At 71.3% G+C, this 19,878-nt stretch carries 16 protein-coding genes and 1 pseudogene; 9 read left to right on the plus strand and 8 right to left on the minus strand.

Annotation, left to right across the window (positions count from 1 at the left end; all coding sequences use genetic code 11):
• Positions 1-30: 30 nt before the first annotated feature.
• On the plus strand, positions 31-675 hold the full coding sequence (locus FOH10_RS27845; protein ID WP_143982921.1) for a LysE family translocator: 645 nt from the start codon (positions 31-33) through the stop codon (positions 673-675).
• A 113-nt stretch (positions 676-788) separates the two neighbouring features.
• Here FOH10_RS27845 and FOH10_RS27850 read toward each other — a convergent pair whose 3' ends face one another.
• The gene (locus FOH10_RS27850; RefSeq protein WP_143982922.1) at positions 789-1,964 is read right to left on the minus strand and encodes a pyridoxal phosphate-dependent aminotransferase; all 1,176 of its coding nucleotides are present in this window, start codon (positions 1,962-1,964) and stop codon (positions 789-791) included.
• A 174-nt stretch (positions 1,965-2,138) separates the two neighbouring features.
• Here FOH10_RS27850 and FOH10_RS27855 point away from each other — a divergent pair, with 174 nt between their 5' ends.
• Positions 2,139-2,405: a hypothetical protein gene (locus FOH10_RS27855; RefSeq protein WP_039809360.1), complete on the plus strand. Its 267-nt coding sequence runs from the start codon at positions 2,139-2,141 to the stop codon at positions 2,403-2,405.
• A gap of 145 nt (positions 2,406-2,550) precedes the next feature.
• On the opposite strand, the gene sigJ is transcribed toward FOH10_RS27855, so the two are convergent.
• Positions 2,551-3,477, minus strand: coding sequence for an RNA polymerase sigma factor SigJ (sigJ, locus tag FOH10_RS27860; RefSeq protein ID WP_143982923.1), 927 nt, complete (start codon positions 3,475-3,477; stop codon positions 2,551-2,553).
• Positions 3,478-3,505: 28 nt separating this feature from the next.
• Here sigJ and FOH10_RS27865 point away from each other — a divergent pair, with 28 nt between their 5' ends.
• From FOH10_RS27865 to FOH10_RS27880, 4 genes are all read left to right on the plus strand, one after another.
• A complete protein-coding gene (locus tag FOH10_RS27865) occupies positions 3,506-4,093 on the plus strand; it encodes a GNAT family N-acetyltransferase (RefSeq protein ID WP_143982924.1) in 588 nt (195 codons plus the stop codon).
• A gap of 110 nt (positions 4,094-4,203) precedes the next feature.
• Positions 4,204-5,529: a hypothetical protein gene (locus FOH10_RS36340; protein ID WP_143982925.1), complete on the plus strand. Its 1,326-nt coding sequence runs from the start codon at positions 4,204-4,206 to the stop codon at positions 5,527-5,529.
• A gap of 54 nt (positions 5,530-5,583) precedes the next feature.
• On the plus strand, positions 5,584-5,808 hold the full coding sequence (locus FOH10_RS27875; protein WP_143982926.1) for a ribbon-helix-helix domain-containing protein: 225 nt from the start codon (positions 5,584-5,586) through the stop codon (positions 5,806-5,808).
• A 169-nt stretch (positions 5,809-5,977) separates the two neighbouring features.
• On the plus strand, positions 5,978-6,511 hold the full coding sequence (locus FOH10_RS27880; RefSeq protein WP_143982927.1) for a class I SAM-dependent methyltransferase: 534 nt from the start codon (positions 5,978-5,980) through the stop codon (positions 6,509-6,511).
• Between the two features lie 60 nt (positions 6,512-6,571).
• On the opposite strand, the gene FOH10_RS27885 is transcribed toward FOH10_RS27880, so the two are convergent.
• The 3 genes from FOH10_RS27885 to FOH10_RS27895 form a co-directional block, all read right to left on the minus strand.
• The gene (locus tag FOH10_RS27885) at positions 6,572-7,660 is read right to left on the minus strand and encodes a 3-deoxy-7-phosphoheptulonate synthase (RefSeq protein WP_143982928.1); all 1,089 of its coding nucleotides are present in this window, start codon (positions 7,658-7,660) and stop codon (positions 6,572-6,574) included.
• A gap of 352 nt (positions 7,661-8,012) precedes the next feature.
• Positions 8,013-9,323 carry an FAD-binding oxidoreductase gene (locus FOH10_RS27890; protein ID WP_143982929.1) on the minus strand — a complete coding sequence of 437 codons (1,311 nt, stop codon included), beginning with the start codon at positions 9,321-9,323 and terminating at the stop codon, positions 8,013-8,015.
• A gap of 156 nt (positions 9,324-9,479) precedes the next feature.
• Complete coding sequence (locus tag FOH10_RS27895) at positions 9,480-10,361, minus strand: oxidoreductase (protein WP_143982930.1); 882 nt, start codon at positions 10,359-10,361, stop codon at positions 9,480-9,482.
• A gap of 158 nt (positions 10,362-10,519) precedes the next feature.
• Here FOH10_RS27895 and FOH10_RS35035 point away from each other — a divergent pair, with 158 nt between their 5' ends.
• Positions 10,520-10,684, plus strand: a complete 165-nt coding sequence (locus FOH10_RS35035; RefSeq protein WP_158453185.1) for a DUF5993 family protein — start codon at positions 10,520-10,522, stop codon at positions 10,682-10,684.
• Positions 10,678-11,337, plus strand: a complete 660-nt coding sequence (locus FOH10_RS27900; protein ID WP_051036815.1) for a disulfide bond formation protein B — start codon at positions 10,678-10,680, stop codon at positions 11,335-11,337. Before FOH10_RS35035 ends, FOH10_RS27900 begins: the two co-directional genes overlap by 7 nt.
• 60 nt (positions 11,338-11,397) lie before the next feature.
• Here FOH10_RS27900 and FOH10_RS35895 read toward each other — a convergent pair whose 3' ends face one another.
• Positions 11,398-15,213, minus strand: a complete 3,816-nt coding sequence (locus tag FOH10_RS35895) for a non-ribosomal peptide synthetase (RefSeq protein ID WP_483406964.1) — start codon at positions 15,211-15,213, stop codon at positions 11,398-11,400.
• Positions 15,214-15,927: 714 nt separating this feature from the next.
• Positions 15,928-16,116, minus strand: a pseudogene (locus FOH10_RS36390) (phosphopantetheine-binding protein); the annotation flags it as partial.
• A gap of 147 nt (positions 16,117-16,263) precedes the next feature.
• Here FOH10_RS36390 and FOH10_RS27920 point away from each other — a divergent pair.
• Positions 16,264-17,883 carry a (2,3-dihydroxybenzoyl)adenylate synthase gene (locus FOH10_RS27920; RefSeq protein WP_143982931.1) on the plus strand — a complete coding sequence of 540 codons (1,620 nt, stop codon included), beginning with the start codon at positions 16,264-16,266 and terminating at the stop codon, positions 17,881-17,883.
• A 444-nt stretch (positions 17,884-18,327) separates the two neighbouring features.
• Here FOH10_RS27920 and FOH10_RS27925 read toward each other — a convergent pair whose 3' ends face one another.
• Positions 18,328-19,683, minus strand: coding sequence for a salicylate synthase (locus FOH10_RS27925; RefSeq protein ID WP_039809351.1), 1,356 nt, complete (start codon positions 19,681-19,683; stop codon positions 18,328-18,330).
• Positions 19,684-19,878: the final 195 nt, after the last annotated feature.

Below are 19,878 nucleotides of genomic sequence, written 5' to 3' on the forward strand. Positions count from 1 at the left end.
CAGGCCCACGGGCCGGGGAGTATCGACCGCATGATCGAGGCGACGGCGATACTGGGCGTGGCGGCCGCGGCGCTGGGGTTGGTGCTCACCCCGGGGCCGAACATGATGTACCTCGTCTCCCGCACGGTGTCGCAGGGACGCCGGGCCGGATTCGTCTCGCTGGCGGGCGTCGCGGTCGGCTTCGCGTGCTATCTGGGCGCGGCGACGGCCGGAATCACCGCGGTCTTCGCGGTGGTGCCCGGCCTGTACCTGACGATCAAGTTCGCCGGGGCCGCCTATCTGGCCTGGCTGGCCTGGAAGGTGCTGCGCCCCGGCGGCATCTCGGCGTTCACCCCCGACGCGCTGCCCGCCGATCCGACGCGGCGGCTGTTCGCCATGGGATTGGTGACGAATCTGCTCAATCCCAAGATCGCGATCATGTACATGGCGCTGATCCCGCAGTTCGTGACGCCCGAGCACGGGCGGGTGTGGTTGCAGAGCCTGTGCCTGGGCGCGGTGCAGATCGCCATCGCCCTGGCGGTCAACGGCCTCATCGTGCTGGGTGCGGGGGCGGTCGCGGGCTTCCTGAGCGGACGGCCGCTGTGGCAACGGGTGCAGCGGTGGGTGACCGGGACCATGCTGGGGGCGATGGCCGCCCTGCTCGCCGCCGACCGGGCGCGGCCGATGCCCGCCTGAGCCGAGGCCGCGCACCACCCGGCAAGGCCGTACACCGCGCACCACCCGGCAAGGCCGCGGCGGGCAGCCCAGGCGGCTGACCGTACCCAGTCGTGGCGACCGTGCCGACCGGGTCAGCCCACCTGGACACCGGCGCGCAGCCGCCGCACCCCCTCCTCCAGGGTCTCGTCCCGCTTGCAGAAGGCGAAGCGCACCAGATGGTTCCAGGCGGCGCGGTCGTCGGCGAATACGCTCACCGGCACGGCGACCACCCCGAGGCGTGCGGGCAGCTCACGGCAGAACGCCAGGGCGTCGGCCGCGCCCAGCGGGGTGATGTCGGCGCAGACGAAATATGTTCCGTCACTGCGCTTCACCGCGAACCCGGCCTCGGCCAGTGCGGCCGAGAGCCGAAGCCGCTTGTCCGCCAGCGAATCCCGCAGGACGGCTACCCACCGCTGTTCGTGCTCGATGGCGTGTGCGACGGCGGGCTGGAAGGGCCCGCCGCCGACGAAGGTGAGGAACTGCTTGGCGGCCAGCACGCCGTCCAGCAGCGGGGCGGGAGCGCAGGCCCAGCCGATCTTCCAGCCGGTGACGCTGAACGTCTTGGCGGCGCTGGAGATCACGACCGTGCGCTCGAACATGCCCGGCAGCGTGGCGATGCTGATGTGCTCGTGCCCGTCGAAGGCCAGATGCTCGTACGCCTCGTCGGCCATGACGATGAGGTCGTGTTCGACGGCGAGTTCGGCGATGGCGGTGAGGTCCGCGCGGCCGAGCACCGTGCCGGTGGGATTGTGCGGCGAATTCACCAGCAGCATGCGGGTTTCGGGGGTGATGGCGGCACGCAGGCTGTCCAGGTCCAGCGCGAAGCCGTCGCCGTCGGGAACCAGCCGAGCGGTGCGGCGCTTGGCCCCGGCGAGGGCGACCGCGGCGGCGTAGGAGTCGTAGTACGGCTCGATGAGCACCACCTCGCGCCCCGGCTCCACCAGGCCGAGGATGGTGGCCGCGATGGCCTCGGTGGCGCCGACGGTGACCAGCACCTGACTGTCGGGGTCGTAGGCGGTGCCGTAGCGGCGGGCGCGATCGGCGGCGATGGCTCGGCGCAGCACGGGCATGCCGCGGCCCGGCGGGTACTGGTTCAGACCGTCGGCGATGCACTGCCGCGCCACCTCGAGCATGCCGGCGGGACCGTCGCTGTCCGGGAACCCCTGACCGAGGTTGATCGCGCCGTGGCGGACGGCGAGTTCGGTCATCTCGGCGAAGATGGTGGCTCCGAAGGGGCGGAGGCGTTCGACGGTGGGAACGTAGGGCATGTCCGGAGAGTAGCCCACCGGGCGAAATGGTTGCGAAGCGATAGCGAATGCCTATGTTTCACTTTTGAAATAGCTTGTCTACCAGCGTGATTGTGCATTGACCCAATGGCGGCTAGCCTCCCCGTGTTCCATCTCACACCCACCCTCGCCGGTGGATCAACGAAAGGGGCGCACATGGCCTCCTTCATCGACCTGCTGTTACAACCCGTCGCGGTCGTCGATCATGCCCACCACATCGCCAACCAGCTCATCGGCTGGGCCACCGGGTCGACCACCCCGGACTGGAGCACCGGATCGAGCTTCCCACCCTCCGGCTCCGGCGGGAACTCCGGCTCCGGGACCGGATCCGGGATCGGCAACTGCACACCCACCGGATCGGTGAGCCTGTCCGGCGGCATGGAATGCGAGAGCGGTTCCGCGGTGCAGACACCGCCGAACTGACCGAATCCGGTGTGCGGCAGGACCGTCGGGGGTGTGCCGCCCACTCGGATGTGGACGGCGCGGTCGCGCGCAATCGCGACCGCGCCGTCGCGCTGTCCTCGGTTCGCCGGATGCCGGTTCGCCGAATGCCGGTTCGCCGAATGCTTCAGCGCGACAGGCGAATGCCGGACAGCTTGGCCGGATTCGCGAGATCGTAGATACCCCAGATCTTTCCGTCCGCCACCGTGAAGCCGTACACCCGGCGCGGATTGCCCGGATGGTTCTCCCCCGGTTCCCGCTCGTGCACCAGCACGCCCAGCTGACCGTTGACGAGCACCGGCTCGAACATACCGCTGGCGAAGGCGGCGGGATCGTCGAATCCGAGCTTGCGGCGCAGTCCCAGGAACAGCCGGGCGACTTTGTCCGCACCGGTGACCACATTGATGGCGGTGGCGGTGGTGCCGCCCGCGTCGCCGATGGTGCGGGCGTCCGGATGCAACACCGCCACCACCCGGTCCAGGTCGCCGGAGTACATGGCCTCGATGAGCCGCTGCACGACGGCCTCGTGCTCGGGATCGGGAACCGGCTCCGGGCTGCGCGCAGCGGCCTTGCGCGCCCGCGCGGCGAGCTGCCGGGCGGCGTCGGTGGAAATGTCCAGGATATCGGCGATCTCGTCGAACGGCACCGAAAAAGCGTCGTGCAGAACGAAAGCCACGCGCTGCGGCGGAGTGAGGTTGTCCAGCACGATCATCGCCGCGAAGCGGGCGTCCTGCTTGCGGACCACCGCGGCCAGCGGATCGGGGGTGCTGGAGGGGTTCGGTGCGGTCACCACCGGCTCCGGAAGCCACTGTCCCACATAGGTTTCCCGACGCACCGCGGCGCTGCGCAGGCGATCCAGGCAGATGCGGCTGACCACGGTGGTGAGCCAGGCGCGCAGATCCTCGATCTCGTACTGGGGCGTGGTGGCCAGGCGCAGCCAGCTCTCCTGCACCGCGTCCTCGGCGTCGGTGACGCTGCCGGTCAGCCGATAGGCCACCGCGAGCAGGTGCGATCGATGGGATTCGAACAAATCGGCGAGCAGTGCGGCAACCACCGTGGTGATCCTATGCCAGCATGAGGCGATGGACCCGAGCACCCTGTCGAACGGAACGGTCTGGCTCACGCCGCCCACGGTGTACGACATCGACGCCATCACCACCTGCTGTCAGGAGCCGTCCATCGGGGAATGGACCACCATGCCGGTGCCCTACCTGCGCGAACACGCCGAGGGCTTCGTGACCGACATCGTGATTCCCGGATGGGCCGCGCGCAGCCCCACCTGGGCGGTGCGGACGGCGGCGGACGGGCCGGTGGTGGGCATGATCGGCCTGCACCCCACCATCCGCCCGCAGGACGAGACCGCCGAGATCGGCTACTGGCTCTGCCCCGCGGTCCGCGGTCGCGGCCTCATGACCCAGGCCGTGGATCTGGCGTGCACCGCCGCCTTCGCCCCCTCACCCTTCGGCTACGGCCGCCTCGAATGGCGCGCCATGGTGGGCAACCACCCCTCCGCCGCCGTGGTCCGCCGCACCGGCTTCCGCTACGAGGGCATCCTGCGCGGCGGCATGGTGCAGCGCGGCATCCGCCGCGATATCTGGATCGCGGGCCGCCTCGCCACCGACCCACCCGGCCCGGCTCCGGCCTGGCCCGCCGAATTCGACCGCCGCTGAACCCTCGCCTGGTGTGAGCGGACGTCGCGTGTGTTCGCGGGCGGCGCCGAGGAACTTCGGACGCTCGGCGGTGGCCGAAATGTCGGGCGTGCGCTCGTAGGCTGGGGGGCATGACGCTCGAGGAGGTTGCGGGCGAGCTGTACGGCCTCGCCCCGGCGGAGTTCGTCGCGGCGCGCGACGAGCGGGTGCGGCGGGCGCGCGAGGACGGGGATCGCGCGCTGGCCGGGGCCATCGGCAAGCTGCGGCGGCCGACGGTGGCGGCGTGGGCGGTGAATGTGCTGGCCCGGGAGGCGACGGACGAGGTGACGGCGCTGCTGGCGCTCGGGGACGCGCTGCGGGAGGCGCAGCGGAAACTGTCGGGCGAGGCGTTGCGGGCGCTCACCACCCAGCGCCAGCAGGTGGTGAACGCGCTGACCCGGAAGGCGGGCGAACTGGCGGCCACCCACGACCAGAAGTTGAGCGAGGCGACCCTCCGCGAGATCGGCCAGACCCTGCACGCCGCCCTCGCCGACCCCGACGTCGCGGCAGCGGTCCGCACCGGCACCCTCACCACCGCCACCAGCTACGAGGGCTTCGGCCCCGCCACCCTCTCCGCCGTCCCCACCCACGAATCCCCCTCCGCCACCGGCACTTCCACTCGCGCGGGCGCGACTCGTGCACATGCCGCCGATGACCCGGCGCACCCGACGACGGGCGCAGCGTCACCACGCGACCGGGCGAAGGGAACCGGAAAGTCCGGCAGCACGACCGCCGACGGCAGGCGTTCCGCCGGAGCCGATACGGGCGGTGCGGCAGGAGATTCCGGCGGTGACAACAGACCCGACCGCGCGCGCGGACCCGGTCGCGCCGCGAGGTCCGGCGGCACGGCCGAGTCCGACAGCACCGCGATATCCGGCGACACAGGAACGTCCGACAGCACCGCGACATCCGACAGCGCGAAGCCCGACGGCGCGAAACCCGGCAGCGCGAAACCCGGCAGCGCGGAACCCGACGGCGGGAAGCCCGGCCGCGCGGAACCCGGCGGCGGGAAGCCCGCCACCGCGAAACCCGGCGGCGCGAAGTCCGACGGCGGGAAGTCCGGCAGTGGGAAGTCCGGCAGTGCGGCACGGGCGCGCGAGGAGCGGCGTAGGGCGGCCGAGGAGGAGGCGCTGGCCGCCGCCCGGCAGGAGGCCGCCGATGCCCTCGCGGCGCTCGAATCCGCCCACGCCGCCCGCGATTCCGCCCAGGCCGACCGTGACCGCGTCGCCGCCGACCTCACCGCCGTCGAGGACCGCATCGCCGCCCTGCGCGCCGACCTCTCGCACGCCGAATCCGAACGCCGCTTCACCGTAGCCGCCAACCGCACCGCCCAGGAGGCCCTGAACAAGGCCCAACGCCACCTCGACCACGTCGAACGCTGGGCGGAGAAGGCCCGCGCCCGTCTGTCGCCGCACTGAGTTCATCGCAACCTCGATCGGACCACCGCCAATCCGGCTGGCACCATATTCGGCATGGTGAAGACCACCGTGCACCCGCCGGACGACCTCGCACTGTGGCTCGACGCCGAGGCCGCAGCCACCGGGCTCAGCAAAGCCGAGCTCATCCGCCGGGGCATCACCATGCTCCTGGAAGCATCGACCGGGCCTAAACACGATGCCCCACTGCCGGTTTCCCACAGCGGCCGATCGCGGACGGCGGCGGGAGATGGGTCGCGAACACGCTGGTGGGCCAAGTGATCGACGGCTGTCTCCGGTTTGCGTCCGCACCCTACGTGCGCACGGCGGTACCGCGGCAGTGGTCGGAATTCCGCGGACTCATCGATCTGCTGGCGGGATCGGCCATGTTGTGGCCTGCGCTGGCGTGAACCCGGGGCGCGGATCGCGGGCTCGGGCGTAGATTGCGGATATGGCGGGCACGGCGCGGTTCGAATGGGTTGTCGAGACGATGGGCATCCGCGCGAGCGACCGGATTCTGGAGGTGGGCGCGGGTTCGAGCGCGTCGGTCGCCTATCTGGCGGAGCCGTTGACGACGGGGCAGGTCGTCGCCATCGACCGGTCCGCCACCGCCATCGCACGATCCAGGAAAAAGCATGCCGCACTGGTCGATGCGGGCCGGGTGCGGCTACTTCACCTGGCCTTGGAGGAACTGCGCCCCGAGGATGTCCGGGACGGCGACACCGGTTTCGACAAGGTGCTCGCGGTCAACGTGAATCTCTTCTGGACCCGGGATCCGACCCCGGAGCTCACCCTCATCCGTGAGCTGCTGAACCCGGGCGGTGCCCTGTACCTGGTGTACGGCTACGGCGAACCCGGAGCGGGCACCTCGCGCAGCCCGAAACCGTTGCCGGGCAAGCTGTCCGAGCACCTGAGGGGCGCGGGTTTCGAGGTCCGAACCCGCGCCTCAGGCGATCTCCTCGGTATTGTCGCCACCCCGGCGTGAGCGAATTCAGCCGTGTCGTGCGGCTGCAACAACTCCGCCACTCCGTGCGGCTGCAACAACTCAGCCGCGTCGTGCGGCGACGGCCTCGGCCAGCCGGTCGAGCTGCGCGGCGGTGGTGTCCCAGTCCAGGCAGGCGTCGGTGATGGACTGTCCGTAGGCCAGGTCGTCGGCGCGGCCGAGGGTGAGGTCCTGGCGACCGGCGAGCAGGAAGCTCTCCATCATGACGCCGACCGTGCTGGTCTCCCCCGCCGCGATGCGCGCGGCGATATCGGTGACCACGTCGACCTGCCGGTTGTGGTCCTTGTTGCTGTTGCCGTGGCTGGCGTCGATCACCACGCGCTGCGGCAGCGACGACTTCTCCAGGCGCAGGCATGCCTCGGCCACGGAGGCCGCGTCGTAGTTGGTGCCGTTGCTGCCGCCGCGCAGGATCACGTGGCAGTCCGGGTTGCCCGCGGTGCGGATGAGCGCCGAACGCCCCTCCAGATCGGTGCCGGGGAATACGTGGCTGGCGGCGGCGGCCCGCACACCGTCCACGGCCACCTGCACGTCGCCGTCGGTGCCGTTCTTGATGCCGACCGGCATGGACAGCGCGCTGGAGAGCTGGCGGTGCACCTGGCTGGCCGCGGTGCGCGCGCCGATCGCGCCGTAGGCGACCAGGTCGGCGATGTACTGCGGAGTGATGGGGTCGAGGAATTCGCAGGCCACCGGGAGCCCGAGCGCGGTGATGTCGACCAGCAGGCGACGGCCCAGATCCAGCCCGGTGTTGATGTCGAAGGTGCCGTCCAGGTGCGGGTCGTTGATCAGGCCCTTCCAGCCCAGGGTGGTGCGCGGCTTCTCGAAGTAGACGCGCATCACGATGTGCAGCCGGTCCCCGAGTTCGGCGGCCTTGGCCGCCAACCGGCGTGCGTAGTCGAGGGCGGCGTCGGGATCGTGCACCGAACACGGGCCGACGATGACCATCAGGCGGTCGTCGACGCCATTGAGCACGTCGACGGTGGCCTTGCGGCCCGCACGCACGGTATCGGCGAGCGCGTCGTCGATGGGGTGGGTGCGACGGATGTCGGCGGGCGAGCGAAGGGGGCTCACGCTGAGGGTGCGCTGATCGTCCAGATCGGCATGCCTGGAGTCGATGGCGGCGGCGAGAGTCATGATTCGTGGGTTCCTTTTCTCAGGCCGACCCACGGAGATTCGCGATGAGATTCCCTCGGAGCCGGTCTGTGTTCATCCGGCTCGGGGTGGGAGGAGGTCAGCGCAGGTTCACGCCGCTCGGCCCACCCGGGGCCGGCTGGCTAAACCAGAAATACACGCGCTGCATGGCGGCGACAGTACCAGAAGCCACGGAAAATGCGTGTGGCCGCTGACACATTCACGATAAGCATCTCACTATTCGGGATGACGTTCCATTGTCCGAACCAGCCTAGCGAGCGTCCGCGAACGCCGCGCGAACGTGAAACGGCCCGGTGCGGAACAGTTCCGCACCGGGCCGAAACGATGATCCGGATCAACCGAGCACCGGGAAATTGGCACGGATCACACCGTGCGGATCACGTTCCCGCTTGACCGCCCGCAGCCGCGCCAGGGCGGCGTCGTCGAAGGCCGCCGCCGCGGTGTCGGCCGCGCCGAGGAAGGTGTAGGGCTTGCGGCCGGGCGCGTGCTCGCCGAGCGCGTCCACCACCGCACGCAGCTTCTCCGACACGGCCGCACGCAGCTGCGGCAGGCCCAGCCCCAGCAGGTAGAGCAGGTACGGCTCGGCTACCGGGCCCCGGGCTCCCCCGGCCGGATTCGCGGTGGCGAGCGCACCGCCGAGGTGGCGCACCTGGATGTTCAGCAGCGGCGCCACCGGTTCGCGCACCAGGATCTTGGTGACCTCGGCACCGAGATCGGTGAGCAGTTCGGCATGCGAGAGCGCCGGGCTGGGGTCGGTGGGCTCGGCGGTGATCTCCCCGATGCGGTCCACCGAGAGCGGTCCACGGTTGTCGGACACGGCACCGCCCAGCCGGTCGATGGCGGCCACCAGCTCCCGCCCCTGCTCGACCGCGCCCAGATAGGCGAGGTCCAGGCCGACCAGCTCCGGCGAGTTCGGGATCTGCACCCGCTGGAACCACACCGACAGTTCGGCGGGGGCGTCGGCGGTGAGCTCCTGGAAGGTCTCCCACACCTGCTCGGCGCGCTCGGCCGGGAACAGCACCCGGCCGCCGTACACCGAAGGCATGGGGAACAGCTCGAATTCGATTCCGGTCACCACCGCGAAATCGCCGCCGCCCCCGCGCAGTGCCCAGAACAGTTCCGGATCGCTGTCCGCGGTGACCCGGGCCGGGCGACCGTCGGCGGCGACGATCTCGAAGGCGCGCACCGCATCCGAGGCCCAGCCGTACCTGCGGGCGAACCAGCCCGCGCCGCCGCCCAGCGTGTACCCGGTCACGCCCACCACCGGATTGCTGCCCGCCAGCCCCGTGAGGCCGTGCGCGGCAGCGGCTTTCTGGATCGCGCCCCACCGCGCCCCCGATCCGACCCGGGCGATGCGCGCCTCGGCGTCGATCTCGATACCGTCGAAGCGGCCGGTGCGCACCAGGACGGCCCCGTCGATATCGCCGGTCGCGCCGTGCCCGGTCGGCTGGGTCACCACCGGCACCCCCGCGGCACGCGCCGCGGCCAGCGCCGCGGCGATGTCGTCGGCGTCGGCGACGGTGACCACCGCACCCACCCGCTGGGTGACGGCGAGGTTCCACGGCTGGGCCGCCGTGTCGAAGTCGGCGTCACCGGGCAACAGCACCTCGCCCCGGACCGACTGCCGCAGATTCTCGAAAGTCATTGCCACTACCCACTTTCCACCACAGGATGTCTTCCGCCGCTTTTCGCGTTCACAGGGATGACGGAACCGGCTCGGGAAGTGTGACTTCGAGTGGCGGTGATCACACGACTCGGGCCGCGTCCCGGTGGACACGGCCCGTCGAAGTCGATCCGCTCGCTACTTCCGCCCGAACGGGTAGGTGACCTTGGTGAGCTGTTCGGACAGCTCCCAGAGGCGACGGGCGGTCATCTCGTCGCGGGAGGCCGACGACGATCCGGAGCGCACCGGATGACCACGCAGGCCGCGCAGACCACCGGGGCCGTAGAACGCGCCCGGTTCCACCTCGGCGGTGGCGGCGTACAGCGTCGGCAGCGCACCCATCTCGGCGCTCTGCGCGAACAGCCGATTGCCGACGGACATCATGAAGTCCTGGAAGGATTCGGTGTGCGACTGAAGTTCCGTCGCGGCGTAACCGGGGTGGGCGGCCAGCGACAGCTTCGGGGAGCCGGCGGCGGCGAGCCGGCGTTGCAGCTCGTAGGCGAACATGAGGTTGGCCAGCTTGGACTGCCCGTAGGCGGCCCAGCGCTGGTAGCGGCGGCGCTCCCAGTTCAGATCCGCCAGGTCGATGCGCCCGATGGCATGCGCGCCGCTGGAGACGGTGACCACTCGCTCGCGGATCTTGTCCAGCAGCAGCCCGGTGAGCGCGAAGTGGCCGAGATGGTTGGTGCCGATCTGCATTTCGAAGCCGTCGGCGGTGCGACGCAGCGGCACCGCCATGATCCCGGCATTGTTGATCAGCACATCGGCGGATTCGATGCCGTCGACGAAATCGCGCACCGAGGCCAGGTCGGCGAGATCGAGGCGGCGCACCTGCGCGCGCTCCCCCATCTCGGCGGCGACGGCATGTGCCTTGACCTCGTTGCGGCAGGCCATGATCACCCGTGCGCCCGCGCCCGTCAGCGCCCGCGTGGTCGCGGCGCCCAGGCCGCTGTTCGCGCCGGTGACGATGTAGGTCCGCCCGGTCAGATCGGGGATGTCGCCGATGTCCCAACCACTCACCCGCACGAGTCTAGGTGGGTGGGCGCGTCGGCGCGGAGTGTCGGCGAACGCACTCGGATGCCGTCCATTCGCCGAACGGCGATCACACCGCGGATCGCGCGGCGTGTCAGAGCGCCGATCGATCGGATCCCAGCAGGTGGAGCAGTAGCGTCCGGCACATGGACACGATCCTCTGGGCCGGTTTGCTGGTCGTATTGGTCATGATCTGTCAACAGCGATCCCGCCGCCTGGTGCTGGCGGCCTGGTGGATCGCGTTCCTGGCGACCGGCCTCCTGTTGAAGCACCACATCACCAGCGGACTCGGTCTGGGGCTGACATGGTGACGCCCACGACGCTCGGCACCGGCACCACCGAGCACACCCGGCTCGGCCGGGTGCAGTACTGGCTCGCGGTCGTCTTCGTGGTCGGCTGGACGGGTGTGGTGTGCGGCGGCCTGGCCGTGCAGTTCGGCACCTGGGACTATCCGTGCCCGCTGTGCATGGTGCAGCGCAACTTCATGACCCTCGCCGCGCTGGGCGGCGCCTACATCGTGGCCAAGGGGTTGCGCGGAACCATCACCCGGCGCGACTACATGACCGGCTGGGGGCTGGCCATCGTCGGCTGTTTCGGCGGCGGCTTCGCGGCCTGGCGGCAGACCATGCTGCACATCCTGCCGGGCGATCCGGGTTACGGCGGCACGGTACTCGGACTGCACCTGTACGTGTGGGCGTTGATCCTGTTCGTCGCCGCCATCGCCACCATCGGCGTGGTGCTGTCCTTCGCCCACGCGACCGCGGGCGAGACGATTCCCACCGGCGGCGTCGCCGCGCGCATCGGCAGGCTCGCGCTGTGGTTCTGCGGGCTGGTCATCGTGATCAACCTGGTGGCGGTGTTCCTGCTGGAGGGCCTGCACTGGTTCCTGCCCGACAATCCGTCGTGCTACCAGTTCTTCCACGACATCGGGGTCATCGACGGAACCTGCCCGGTCATCGAGTAGGCCGCTCCGAATGCCGCTGCCCCGCACCGGTTCCGGTGCGGGGCGGCGGATATCGGGAACTCAGCGCTGTGCCAGTACCTCTTCGTCGGACAGGGCGGCGACCTCCAGGTACATCGCCGCCACCGTGGCCAGGCGGCCTGGGTTGGCGGTGCGCTGCTCACGCTCCAGTAGCCGCTGCGCCAGTCCGGCGACGGTGCGGGCGGCGAAGAAGTCGGCCACCACGGTGTCGGGGGAATCCAGCCATTCCCGCACCCGCGCGACCACCGCGGTGGCGAGCACCGAATCACCACCGAGGGCGAAGAAGTCGTCGGTCGCACCGACGCGATCCCGGCCGAGCACGGCGGCGACGATATCGGCCAGGGCACGCTCCAGATCCGTACGCGGGGCGACGAATTCGCTCACCCGCTCACCGGCGGCCAGCAGCGTGGCGATCGCCTTGCGGTCCGGTTTGCCGTTGGCCGTGAACGGCAGCTCCGCCAGCAGTTCGACGCGCGTGGGAATCATGTAGGCGGGCAACAGGTCCGCCGCCTGCGCCAGCAGCGTCTCCACCCGCAGCTCCGCGCCCTCGACCCCGACCACCACGGCGGCCAGTTTCGGTGCGGCCGAACCGATCACCGCGGCGATGGCATGGCGCACGCCGGGCAGGGCGCGCAGCGCGCTCTCCACCTCGCCCAACTCCACCCGGTAACCGCGAATCTTGACCTGGTGGTCGGCGCGGCCCAGGAATTCCAGGGTGCCGTCGGGCAGGTAGCGCGCCAGATCGCCGGTGCGGTACCAGCGCAGGCCCTCGTGGGTGACGAAGCGGTCGGCGGTGCGGTCGGGGTCGTTGCGGTAACCGGCCGCCACCCCGTCGCCGCCGATCCACAGTTCCCCGGTCACCCAATCCGGGCAGTCGTGGCCGGCCGGGCCGACCACGCGGCAGCGCACGTTCCGCAGCGGCGTGCCGTAGGGCACCGCCGACCATTCCGCGGGAACGCGGGCGTCGACCACCTCGCAGATGGTGGAGTGGATGGCGGTCTCGGTCGCCCCGCCCAGACCGGCGAAGCGGCAGTCCGGCGCGACCTGCCGCAAGCGGCCCGGCAGCGCCACGTCCACCCAGTCACCGCCCAGGATGACCATGCGCAGGCTGTCCAAGCGACGACCGGACGCCGCGGAGAGCAGCATGTCGAGCAGGCTGGGCACGCAGTTGAGCACCGAAACCCGGTGGCGCTCGACGAGTTCCAGCCAGCGGGCCGGTTCGGCGCGCTGGGACTCGTCCACGGCCAGCACCGCGCCGCCGACGGCGAAGAGACCGAAGATGTCGTACACCGACAGGTCGAACTCCAAGGCGGACAGGGCCAGTGCGCGGTCCGCGGGGCCGATGTCGAAGCGGTCGTCGAGATCGTCGATGGTGTTCATGGCCGCGCGGTGCGGCACCTCGACGCCCTTGGGCTTGCCGGTGGAGCCGGAGGTGAACAGCACGTAGGCGATGGCCTCCGGATCCGGGAACACCGGCTCGGCAAGCGGTTCGGCGAACACCCGGGCACCGGCGAGCGCCAGTGTGCGCACCTCCGGCACCTCGGCCCCGGCGGTCAGCGCGGCCACCACGGCACCGGTGCGGATGATCTCCGCCCGGCGCGCGGCGGGCTGATCGAAGCCGATCGGCACATACACGCCACCGGCCGCCAGCACACCGGCGGTGGCGACGATCTGATCCGGCCCCTTCGGCAGCTGCACGGCCACCGCATCCCCGGGCCGCACCCCGGCCGCCCGCAGCGCACCCGCCACCGCGAGCGCCTGCGCGGCGAGCTCCCCGTAGGTGAGCGTGTGCGCCCGCGCCGCACGCTCACCGTGGGCGCGATCGTCGGCCCGCACATCATCCTGGCCGTCGGGACCACCGTCGGTCCGCGCCGCACGCTCACCTTGGATGTGAGCCTGCTCCTGCTCGCTCCCGGCGACGCCACGGCGAGCACCCGCCTGTGCGGCCACCGTACCGGCGGCGGGATCGAATCCCCGCCCGGCCACCGTCTCGGCGAATTCGGTTGCGCCGCTCCCTGGTTCGGCGTCGGTCTCCCAGATCACGGCGGGCGCGTCGGGATTCACGGCCGCGTGCTGGAACAGTCCGGCATGCAGCGTCCGCCCGCTCACCGGTCCCGAAGTGGCGTTCACCCGCGACCGGACGACGGCCTGCTCCAGCGGAATCCGCACCGTTGCCTCGGCATCCCAGCCGGTCTCGGTGTTGTCCACCGGCCGCGTCGCCGACAGCGCGGCAGCCACGGCCTCCTCCATCGCGCCGACCTGAGCGGCCAGATCCGCGCCAGCCCGCGACGGTGCCCCGGCGGCTTCCGTCGCGCCCACGGCTGCGCCGGTGGCCGCTCGCGCCGATGTCCCCGCCCCGCCGATGATTTCGCTGGCCTCGGAGCTGTCGGTGATGCCCGCCAGGCGGAGGATGGCGTCGATGTAGCGGGCGAACATGGCCTCGACCATGCCCGCGGGGAAGGCGGAGGCGCGGACGTCCCAGTTCAGCAGGAGGCCGCCGCGAACCTCGGTGACCTGGGCGTCCAGCAACACCTGCGGGCCCTGGGAGATGATCCAGGCCGGGTCGCCGAAGGTGTCGGTGACGTGCTCGGCGAAGAGTTCACCGAGATTGATGGCGCTGGTGTAGACGATCGGGGCGAGTACCGGCTCACCGCGCAGGCGGCCCAGATCGCGCAGCACCTCCAGCCCCGAATAGGCCGAATGCGCACCGGCGGCGTGCAATTCGCGCTGCAGGGCCTGGGCGCGCTCGGTGACGGTGGCCGGTTCGGTCACATCGACCTCCAGCAGCACCGAGGAGGTGAAGTCGCCCACCACACCATCGACCTGCGGATGCACCGGCTCCCGGTGGAACAGCGGCAGATTCAGCAGGAACCGCCGCTGCGCCGACCAGCCGCCGATGGTCTCGGCGAATACCGACGCCAAGGCCATGGCGGGGGTGATGCCCCGGCTGTGCGCGGCCGCGAACATGCGCGCCTTCGCGGTCGGGGACAGCCAGCGGTGGAAGCGCACGGTCCGCATCTCGGCCGAGTTGCCCGCGTCGGCGACGGCCGTGTCTGGCGCGGGTGCCGTCGCGTGGGCCAGCTCCGAGGCGCGGGGAAGTTCCGGTGCACCGGGCAGCTCCGGCAGGCGGCGCTGCCACCAGTCGCGGTCGCGTGCGTGGTCCGGTCCCGGCGCGGCCTGGCCCGCCAGGTACTCGCGGAAGGTGTAGGTCTGCGGCGGCAGCTCCTCGCCGTGGTAGAGCCGCGCCAGATCGCCGACCAGGATGCGGTAGCTCATGGCGTCGGCGGCGAGCATGTCCACATCGAGGTGCAGGCGGGTGCGGCCGCCCGGCAGCAGGGTGAGGGCGATATCGATGACCTGCCCGTCCTCCACCGCCATGAGCTGGTGGGTCTTACGCTCCCGCAGCGACTCCAGCACCCGCTCGACCTCGGCGGCGTCCCGATCCCGCAGATCGGTCACGCTCCACACCGGCCGCCCCGGACGCTCCATGGTCTGCTGCGTGCCGTCGGGCAGGAACCGCGTGCGCAGCATGGGATGCCGCGCCACCAGCAGCTCGGCCGCCCGCTCCAGACGCTCGGGATCGACATCCCCACCGTCGAATTCGACATACAGATGCGCCGCGACCGCCCCCAACTGCTGCCCCTCGGACCGCCCGATCCAGTAGGCGTGCTGCATGGGCGCGAGCGGAAACGGGGAACCGTCGTCGGGACGCACGGCGCCGTCGACCGTCTCGGCCGTCGGCGAAGAACCCGCGGCCGAGGGTCGCGCCGCGCGCACCGTTTCACCCGCCTCGTCCGCGTCCGCCACCAGCGCTCCCAAGGACTCGCCGCCGCCGGTGCTGTAGGCACCGCCGACCACAGCGTCCGCATCGCCAGCCGCGCCATCCGCACCGCCAGCCGCGCGCTCCGCACCGCCAGCCGCACGATTCGCACCGCCAGCCGCACGATTCGCACCGCCAGCCGCGCCATCCGCACCGCCAGCCGCGCCATCCGCACCGCCAGCCGCACGATCCGCACCGCCAGCCGCGCCATCCGCACCGCCAGCCGCGCCATCCGCACCGCCAGCCGCACGATCCGCACCGCCAGCCGCACGATCCGCACCGCCAGCCGCGCCATCCGCACCGACCGGTGCGCCCGAGCGCCCTTGCGGCCGAACGGCAGCGCGGTCCGGCCGGGTACCGGCACCGTCCGCACCACTCGCGACAGCACCGGACCCACCCGCCGCCGCGGGGTCGGGCACCGCCGCGGGCTCGGACCCACCCGCTGCGGTCACGGTCCCACGCGCCGACGCGCGCCCACTCGCGGCACCGTCCTTCGCGCCACCGTCCGACTGAGCATCGGCATCGCCCGCGACGCCGTTCGCACCATGGGCGGCCGCGCCGTATCGGCCCGCCGCGCTGTCGGCATGGTTCACCGCCGCTGCGGCACCATCGGCCGCCGCACCGGCGATTTCGGTGGAGGCGCGACGTGCGCCCGCGCCAGCGTCCGGTTCCGGCGCGGCCGGGTCGCCGCCGAGCAGGCGGTACCAGTCGGCGACGGTCGGTTCGGCGGCGAGTTGGGCGAAGTTCACGGCGATGCCGCGTTTGCGCCAGCCGCCCGCGAGCTTCATGGTGCGGATGGAGTCGAGGCCGAGTTGGATGAGGTCGTCGCCGTCGGCGATATCGGCGGGATCGAGGCCGAGGTGGGTGGCTATGGCGGTGCGGATCTCGTCCTTGCCGATCGCCGCGCCGGTCGCGTCGCTGCCGCTCTGCGCTGACTCCATGCCGCTGTCACTCCTCGTGCCGTGCCGCCGGGATTCGCCCGGACTCCTTCACGAGCAGCCTAACCCATTGAGATAGGGTTGCCTAACCTATGTAGCGCCATTCGGTAGCGTGACCAAGACCCCCATAGCGTGAGTAAGAGGCACGACGTGACAATCCCAGCCCCAGCCGCCCAGGACCACCGCGACGGCTTCGTTCCCTTCCCCGCCGACCTCGCCGCCGAATACCGTCGCGCGGGCTACTGGACCGGCCGCCCGCTCGACCGCCTGCTGCGCGAAACGGCCCGCACCCGGCCCGACCGCCCGGCCCTGCTATCCGACGACGCCACCCTGACCTACGCCGAACTCGACGCCGCCGCCGACCGCACCGCCCACGGTTTCCTGAAGCTCGGCCTGCGCCCCGGCGACCGCGTGGTGGTGCAGCTGCCCAACGTCCCCGACTTCCCGCGCATCCTCTTCGGCCTGCTGCGCGCCGGGATCATTCCGGTGCTCACCCTGCCCGCGCACCGCCGCGCCGAGATCGAGCACCTCACCCGGCTCTCGGGCGCGGTCGCCTACCTGATCGCCGACCGGCTGGGCGATTTCGACTACCGCGTGCTCGCCACCGAGGTCGCCGCCGCCGTTCCGACCCTGCGCCACGTGCTGGTGCTCGGCGATCCGGGCACCTTCACCGATCTGAATTCCATTTCCGGCGAAGGCGATTCGCTGCCCGAGATCGACGCCGCCGATATCGCGCTGATGCTGGTCTCCGGCGGCACCACCGGGCTGCCCAAGCTCATCGCACGCACCCACGACGACTACGCCTACAACGCCACGGCCAGCGCCGCGGTGTGCGAACTCGGACCCGAGGACGTCTATCTCGCGACGCTGCCCGCCGCGCACAACTTCCCACTGGCCTGCCCCGGCATCCTGGGCACCGTGGCCACCGGCGGCGCGCTCGCCTTCGTCACCGACCCCAGCCCGGAGAGCGCTTTCGCCGCCATCGAACGGCATCGGGTCACCGTGACCGCCGTGGTGCCGCCGCTGGCGCAGCTGTGGTGCGCGGCCACCGACTGGGAGGAGGCCGACCTCTCTTCGCTGCGCCTGCTCCAGGTCGGCGGCGCGCGCCTGGCGGAGGTCAATGCGCGCGAGGTCGCCCCCGCCCTCGGCGCGCGACTCCAGCAGGTGTTCGGCATGGCGGAGGGCCTGCTCAACTACACCCGGCTGGACGACTCCGACGAGATCGTCTGCACCACCCAGGGCCGCCCGCTGTCCCCGCACGACGAACTGCGCATCGTGGACGGGGAGGGCAATGACGTGCCCGAGGGCGAGGAGGGTGAGCTGCTCACCCGCGGGCCCTACACCCTGCGCGGCTATTACCGTGCGCCGGAACACAATGCGCGCTCGTTCACCCCGGACGGCTTCTACCGCAGCGGCGATCTGGTGCGCCGCCTGCCCAGCGGGCATCTCATCGTCTCCGGGCGCATCAAGGACGTGATCAACCGCGGCGGGGAGAACGTGTCCTGCGACGAACTCGAGGAGCACCTGCTCGCACATCCCTCCGTGCGGCACGCCGCCGCCGTCGGCCTGCCCGACGCCGCCCTCGGCGAAAAGGTCTGCGCCGTCCTGGTGGTCGAGGGCGAGCTGCCCAGCCTCGCCGAGATCAAGCGCTTCCTCACCGACCGCGGCCTGGCCACCTACAAGCTGCCCGATGTGCTGCGCCAGGCCGACACCCTGCCCATCACGGCGGTCGGCAAGATCGACAAGAAGGCGCTGCGCGCGGCGGACTGAGCCCACGGCTGCCCGCCCGGCAGGCCGCCGGCACCTGGCGCACCCAGTCCCTGTGGCGCGCAACCGGTGTGGCGGCCACGACCCGGACCCGTGTGCAAGCTGCCACCCGTGTCCGAGCTGCCCGTGCGGCGCGTCAACCCGGGCGCGCGCAGGCCACCGGTGCACCGGCCTCGAACGCTTTCCCGTGCGCGCGCACCCGCTGCCGTACTCGTCGGCGTTCGAAGGGATGGGCGCGAGCTCGCGGAACACCGTGGCACTGCGCCCGAAACGCGTGTGGCCCCTGCCGGAGCCGGGGGCCACACGGTCCACCGGAGACCGGCTGTCCGCGAGGGGACGATTCGATCTCCGCGCGAAGGTGTTCGGCCGCGTTAGCGCGCCGCACTGTCGTGCCGAGGAGTCCGGTCGAGGAGTCCGGTCCGGGCGTTCGGCCGAGGTCGCAGGGCCTCAGTGCTGTTGCGCGCGCACCACATACGGAGCGACGCTGCCCAATTTCTCGCAGGTCTCCTCGAATTCGCGCTCCGGCCGCGACTGGCCCACCACACCCGCACCGGCGCGCAGCCACGCGCCCTCACCGGTCTGGTAGACCGCGCGCAGCACCAGGGTGGCCTCCAGCGCGCCGTCGGGCGAGACCGTCACCACAGCACCCGAATACAAGCCGCGCTCATCGTGGTCCAGGCGGAAGACCGCGTCCACGCCGCCCGCCTTCGGGATACCGGAGGCGGTCACCGACGGGAACAGCACCTCCAGCGCGTCCCACGGGCTGCGGTCGGCGGCCAGGGTGCCGCGCACGGTGGAGGCCAGATGCTGCACGCTGCCGCGCTCGCGCACCGCCATGTAGTCGGCGACGACGGTGGTGTCGGGTTCGGCCACGGTCGCGATCTCGGCGAAGGAGGTCTGCACCGACAGCGCGTGCTCGACGATCTCCTTGGGATCGCTGAGCAGATCGGCGCGCGCGGCGGTGTCGGCCTCCGCGCCGCGGCCGAAAGCGCGTGTCCCGGCGAGTGGTTCGGTGGTGACCACCCGATCGCCGTCCACCGCGGCGACCAGCTCCGGGCTGAACCCGGCGGCCTCCAGCGCACCCAAGCGCAGCAGGAAGGATCGCGCCGGGGTGTTGTTGGCCCGGCCCAGCCGGTAGGTGGACGGAATGTCGACGGCGAAGGGCAGCTCCACCTTCCGCGACAGGATGACCTTCTGGTAGCGGTCCGCGTTGATCTCCGCGACGGCCTTGGCCACCCGCTCCCGGTACCCGGTCGGATCGCCGGTCACGTCGACCGGATGTCCGGTCGGCAGCGCGGTGCCCTGCGCGGCCCCGATGAGCGCCAGGATGTCGGCGGCCTCGTCGGTGGTCGCACCCGACACCTGGATGCCGGCGGCGTTGAGCCGCACCTCGATACGCGGGATCATCAGGTGCGCGAGAGTGGCGCGGGGGTGGACGTACTCGGTCGAGCCCAGCGCCCAGGCGCAGAATTCGAAGCCGATCCAGCCGTAGGCATTGCGCCCGGCCAGCGGCAGGCTCGCCAGCGCGCGGTCGACGACCCGGGCCGGGCTGCCGGTCCACGGCGTCGCGGTGGTGTCACCCGCCCAACTGACCCGCAACTCGTCGGCGTCCAGTTCGATGCCGCCGAGCGGGTCGGCGGCGAACACCCATTCGCCGGGCTTCTCGTAGACGACGTATTCACCGAATCGGTCGGCGGCTGCCAGGCCGGTGACCGCCGCGATGGGGTCGATGCCGCCCTCCGGGGCGGCTGGCGCCGGACTGTGCGCAAAGTCCAGTCGTACTCGTTCGTCCGTCGCCGACACCTGTCCTCCAAGGTAATGCTGACCTAACCCAGGGAAGTAAGGTTAGCATTACCTGTTTCGCGTGGAAGTGTTGCGCCAGCCACTCCCGCACCCCACCCGCGAATCGCCACGCTGTCGGCAGTGTTTCCCGCGACCGGCCGACCACGGACACCCGGATCCGCTTGAATGGAGAACATCAGCACGCGCGGAGGGATC

Source organism: Nocardia otitidiscaviarum (assembly GCF_007362295.1).
GTDB lineage: Bacteria > Actinomycetota > Actinomycetes > Mycobacteriales > Mycobacteriaceae > Nocardia > Nocardia otitidiscaviarum.

What these genes read in the sequence shown, in the direction of transcription:
- FOH10_RS27845 (WP_143982921.1), top strand. Translation starts at nt 31, where the DNA reads ATGATCGAGGCGACGGCGATACTGGGCGTGGCGGCCGCGGCGCTGGGG.
- FOH10_RS27850 (WP_143982922.1), bottom strand. Translation starts at nt 1,964, where the DNA reads ATGCCCTACGTTCCCACCGTCGAACGCCTCCGCCCCTTCGGAGCCACC.
- FOH10_RS27855 (WP_039809360.1), top strand. Translation starts at nt 2,139, where the DNA reads ATGGCCTCCTTCATCGACCTGCTGTTACAACCCGTCGCGGTCGTCGAT.
- FOH10_RS27865 (WP_143982924.1), top strand. Translation starts at nt 3,506, where the DNA reads ATGGACCCGAGCACCCTGTCGAACGGAACGGTCTGGCTCACGCCGCCC.
- FOH10_RS36340 (WP_143982925.1), top strand. Translation starts at nt 4,204, where the DNA reads ATGACGCTCGAGGAGGTTGCGGGCGAGCTGTACGGCCTCGCCCCGGCG.
- FOH10_RS27875 (WP_143982926.1), top strand. Translation starts at nt 5,584, where the DNA reads ATGGTGAAGACCACCGTGCACCCGCCGGACGACCTCGCACTGTGGCTC.
- FOH10_RS27880 (WP_143982927.1), top strand. Translation starts at nt 5,978, where the DNA reads ATGGCGGGCACGGCGCGGTTCGAATGGGTTGTCGAGACGATGGGCATC.
- FOH10_RS27885 (WP_143982928.1), bottom strand. Translation starts at nt 7,660, where the DNA reads ATGACTCTCGCCGCCGCCATCGACTCCAGGCATGCCGATCTGGACGAT.
- FOH10_RS27890 (WP_143982929.1), bottom strand. Translation starts at nt 9,323, where the DNA reads ATGACTTTCGAGAATCTGCGGCAGTCGGTCCGGGGCGAGGTGCTGTTG.
- FOH10_RS35035 (WP_158453185.1), top strand. Translation starts at nt 10,520, where the DNA reads ATGGACACGATCCTCTGGGCCGGTTTGCTGGTCGTATTGGTCATGATC.
- FOH10_RS27900 (WP_051036815.1), top strand. Translation starts at nt 10,678, where the DNA reads ATGGTGACGCCCACGACGCTCGGCACCGGCACCACCGAGCACACCCGG.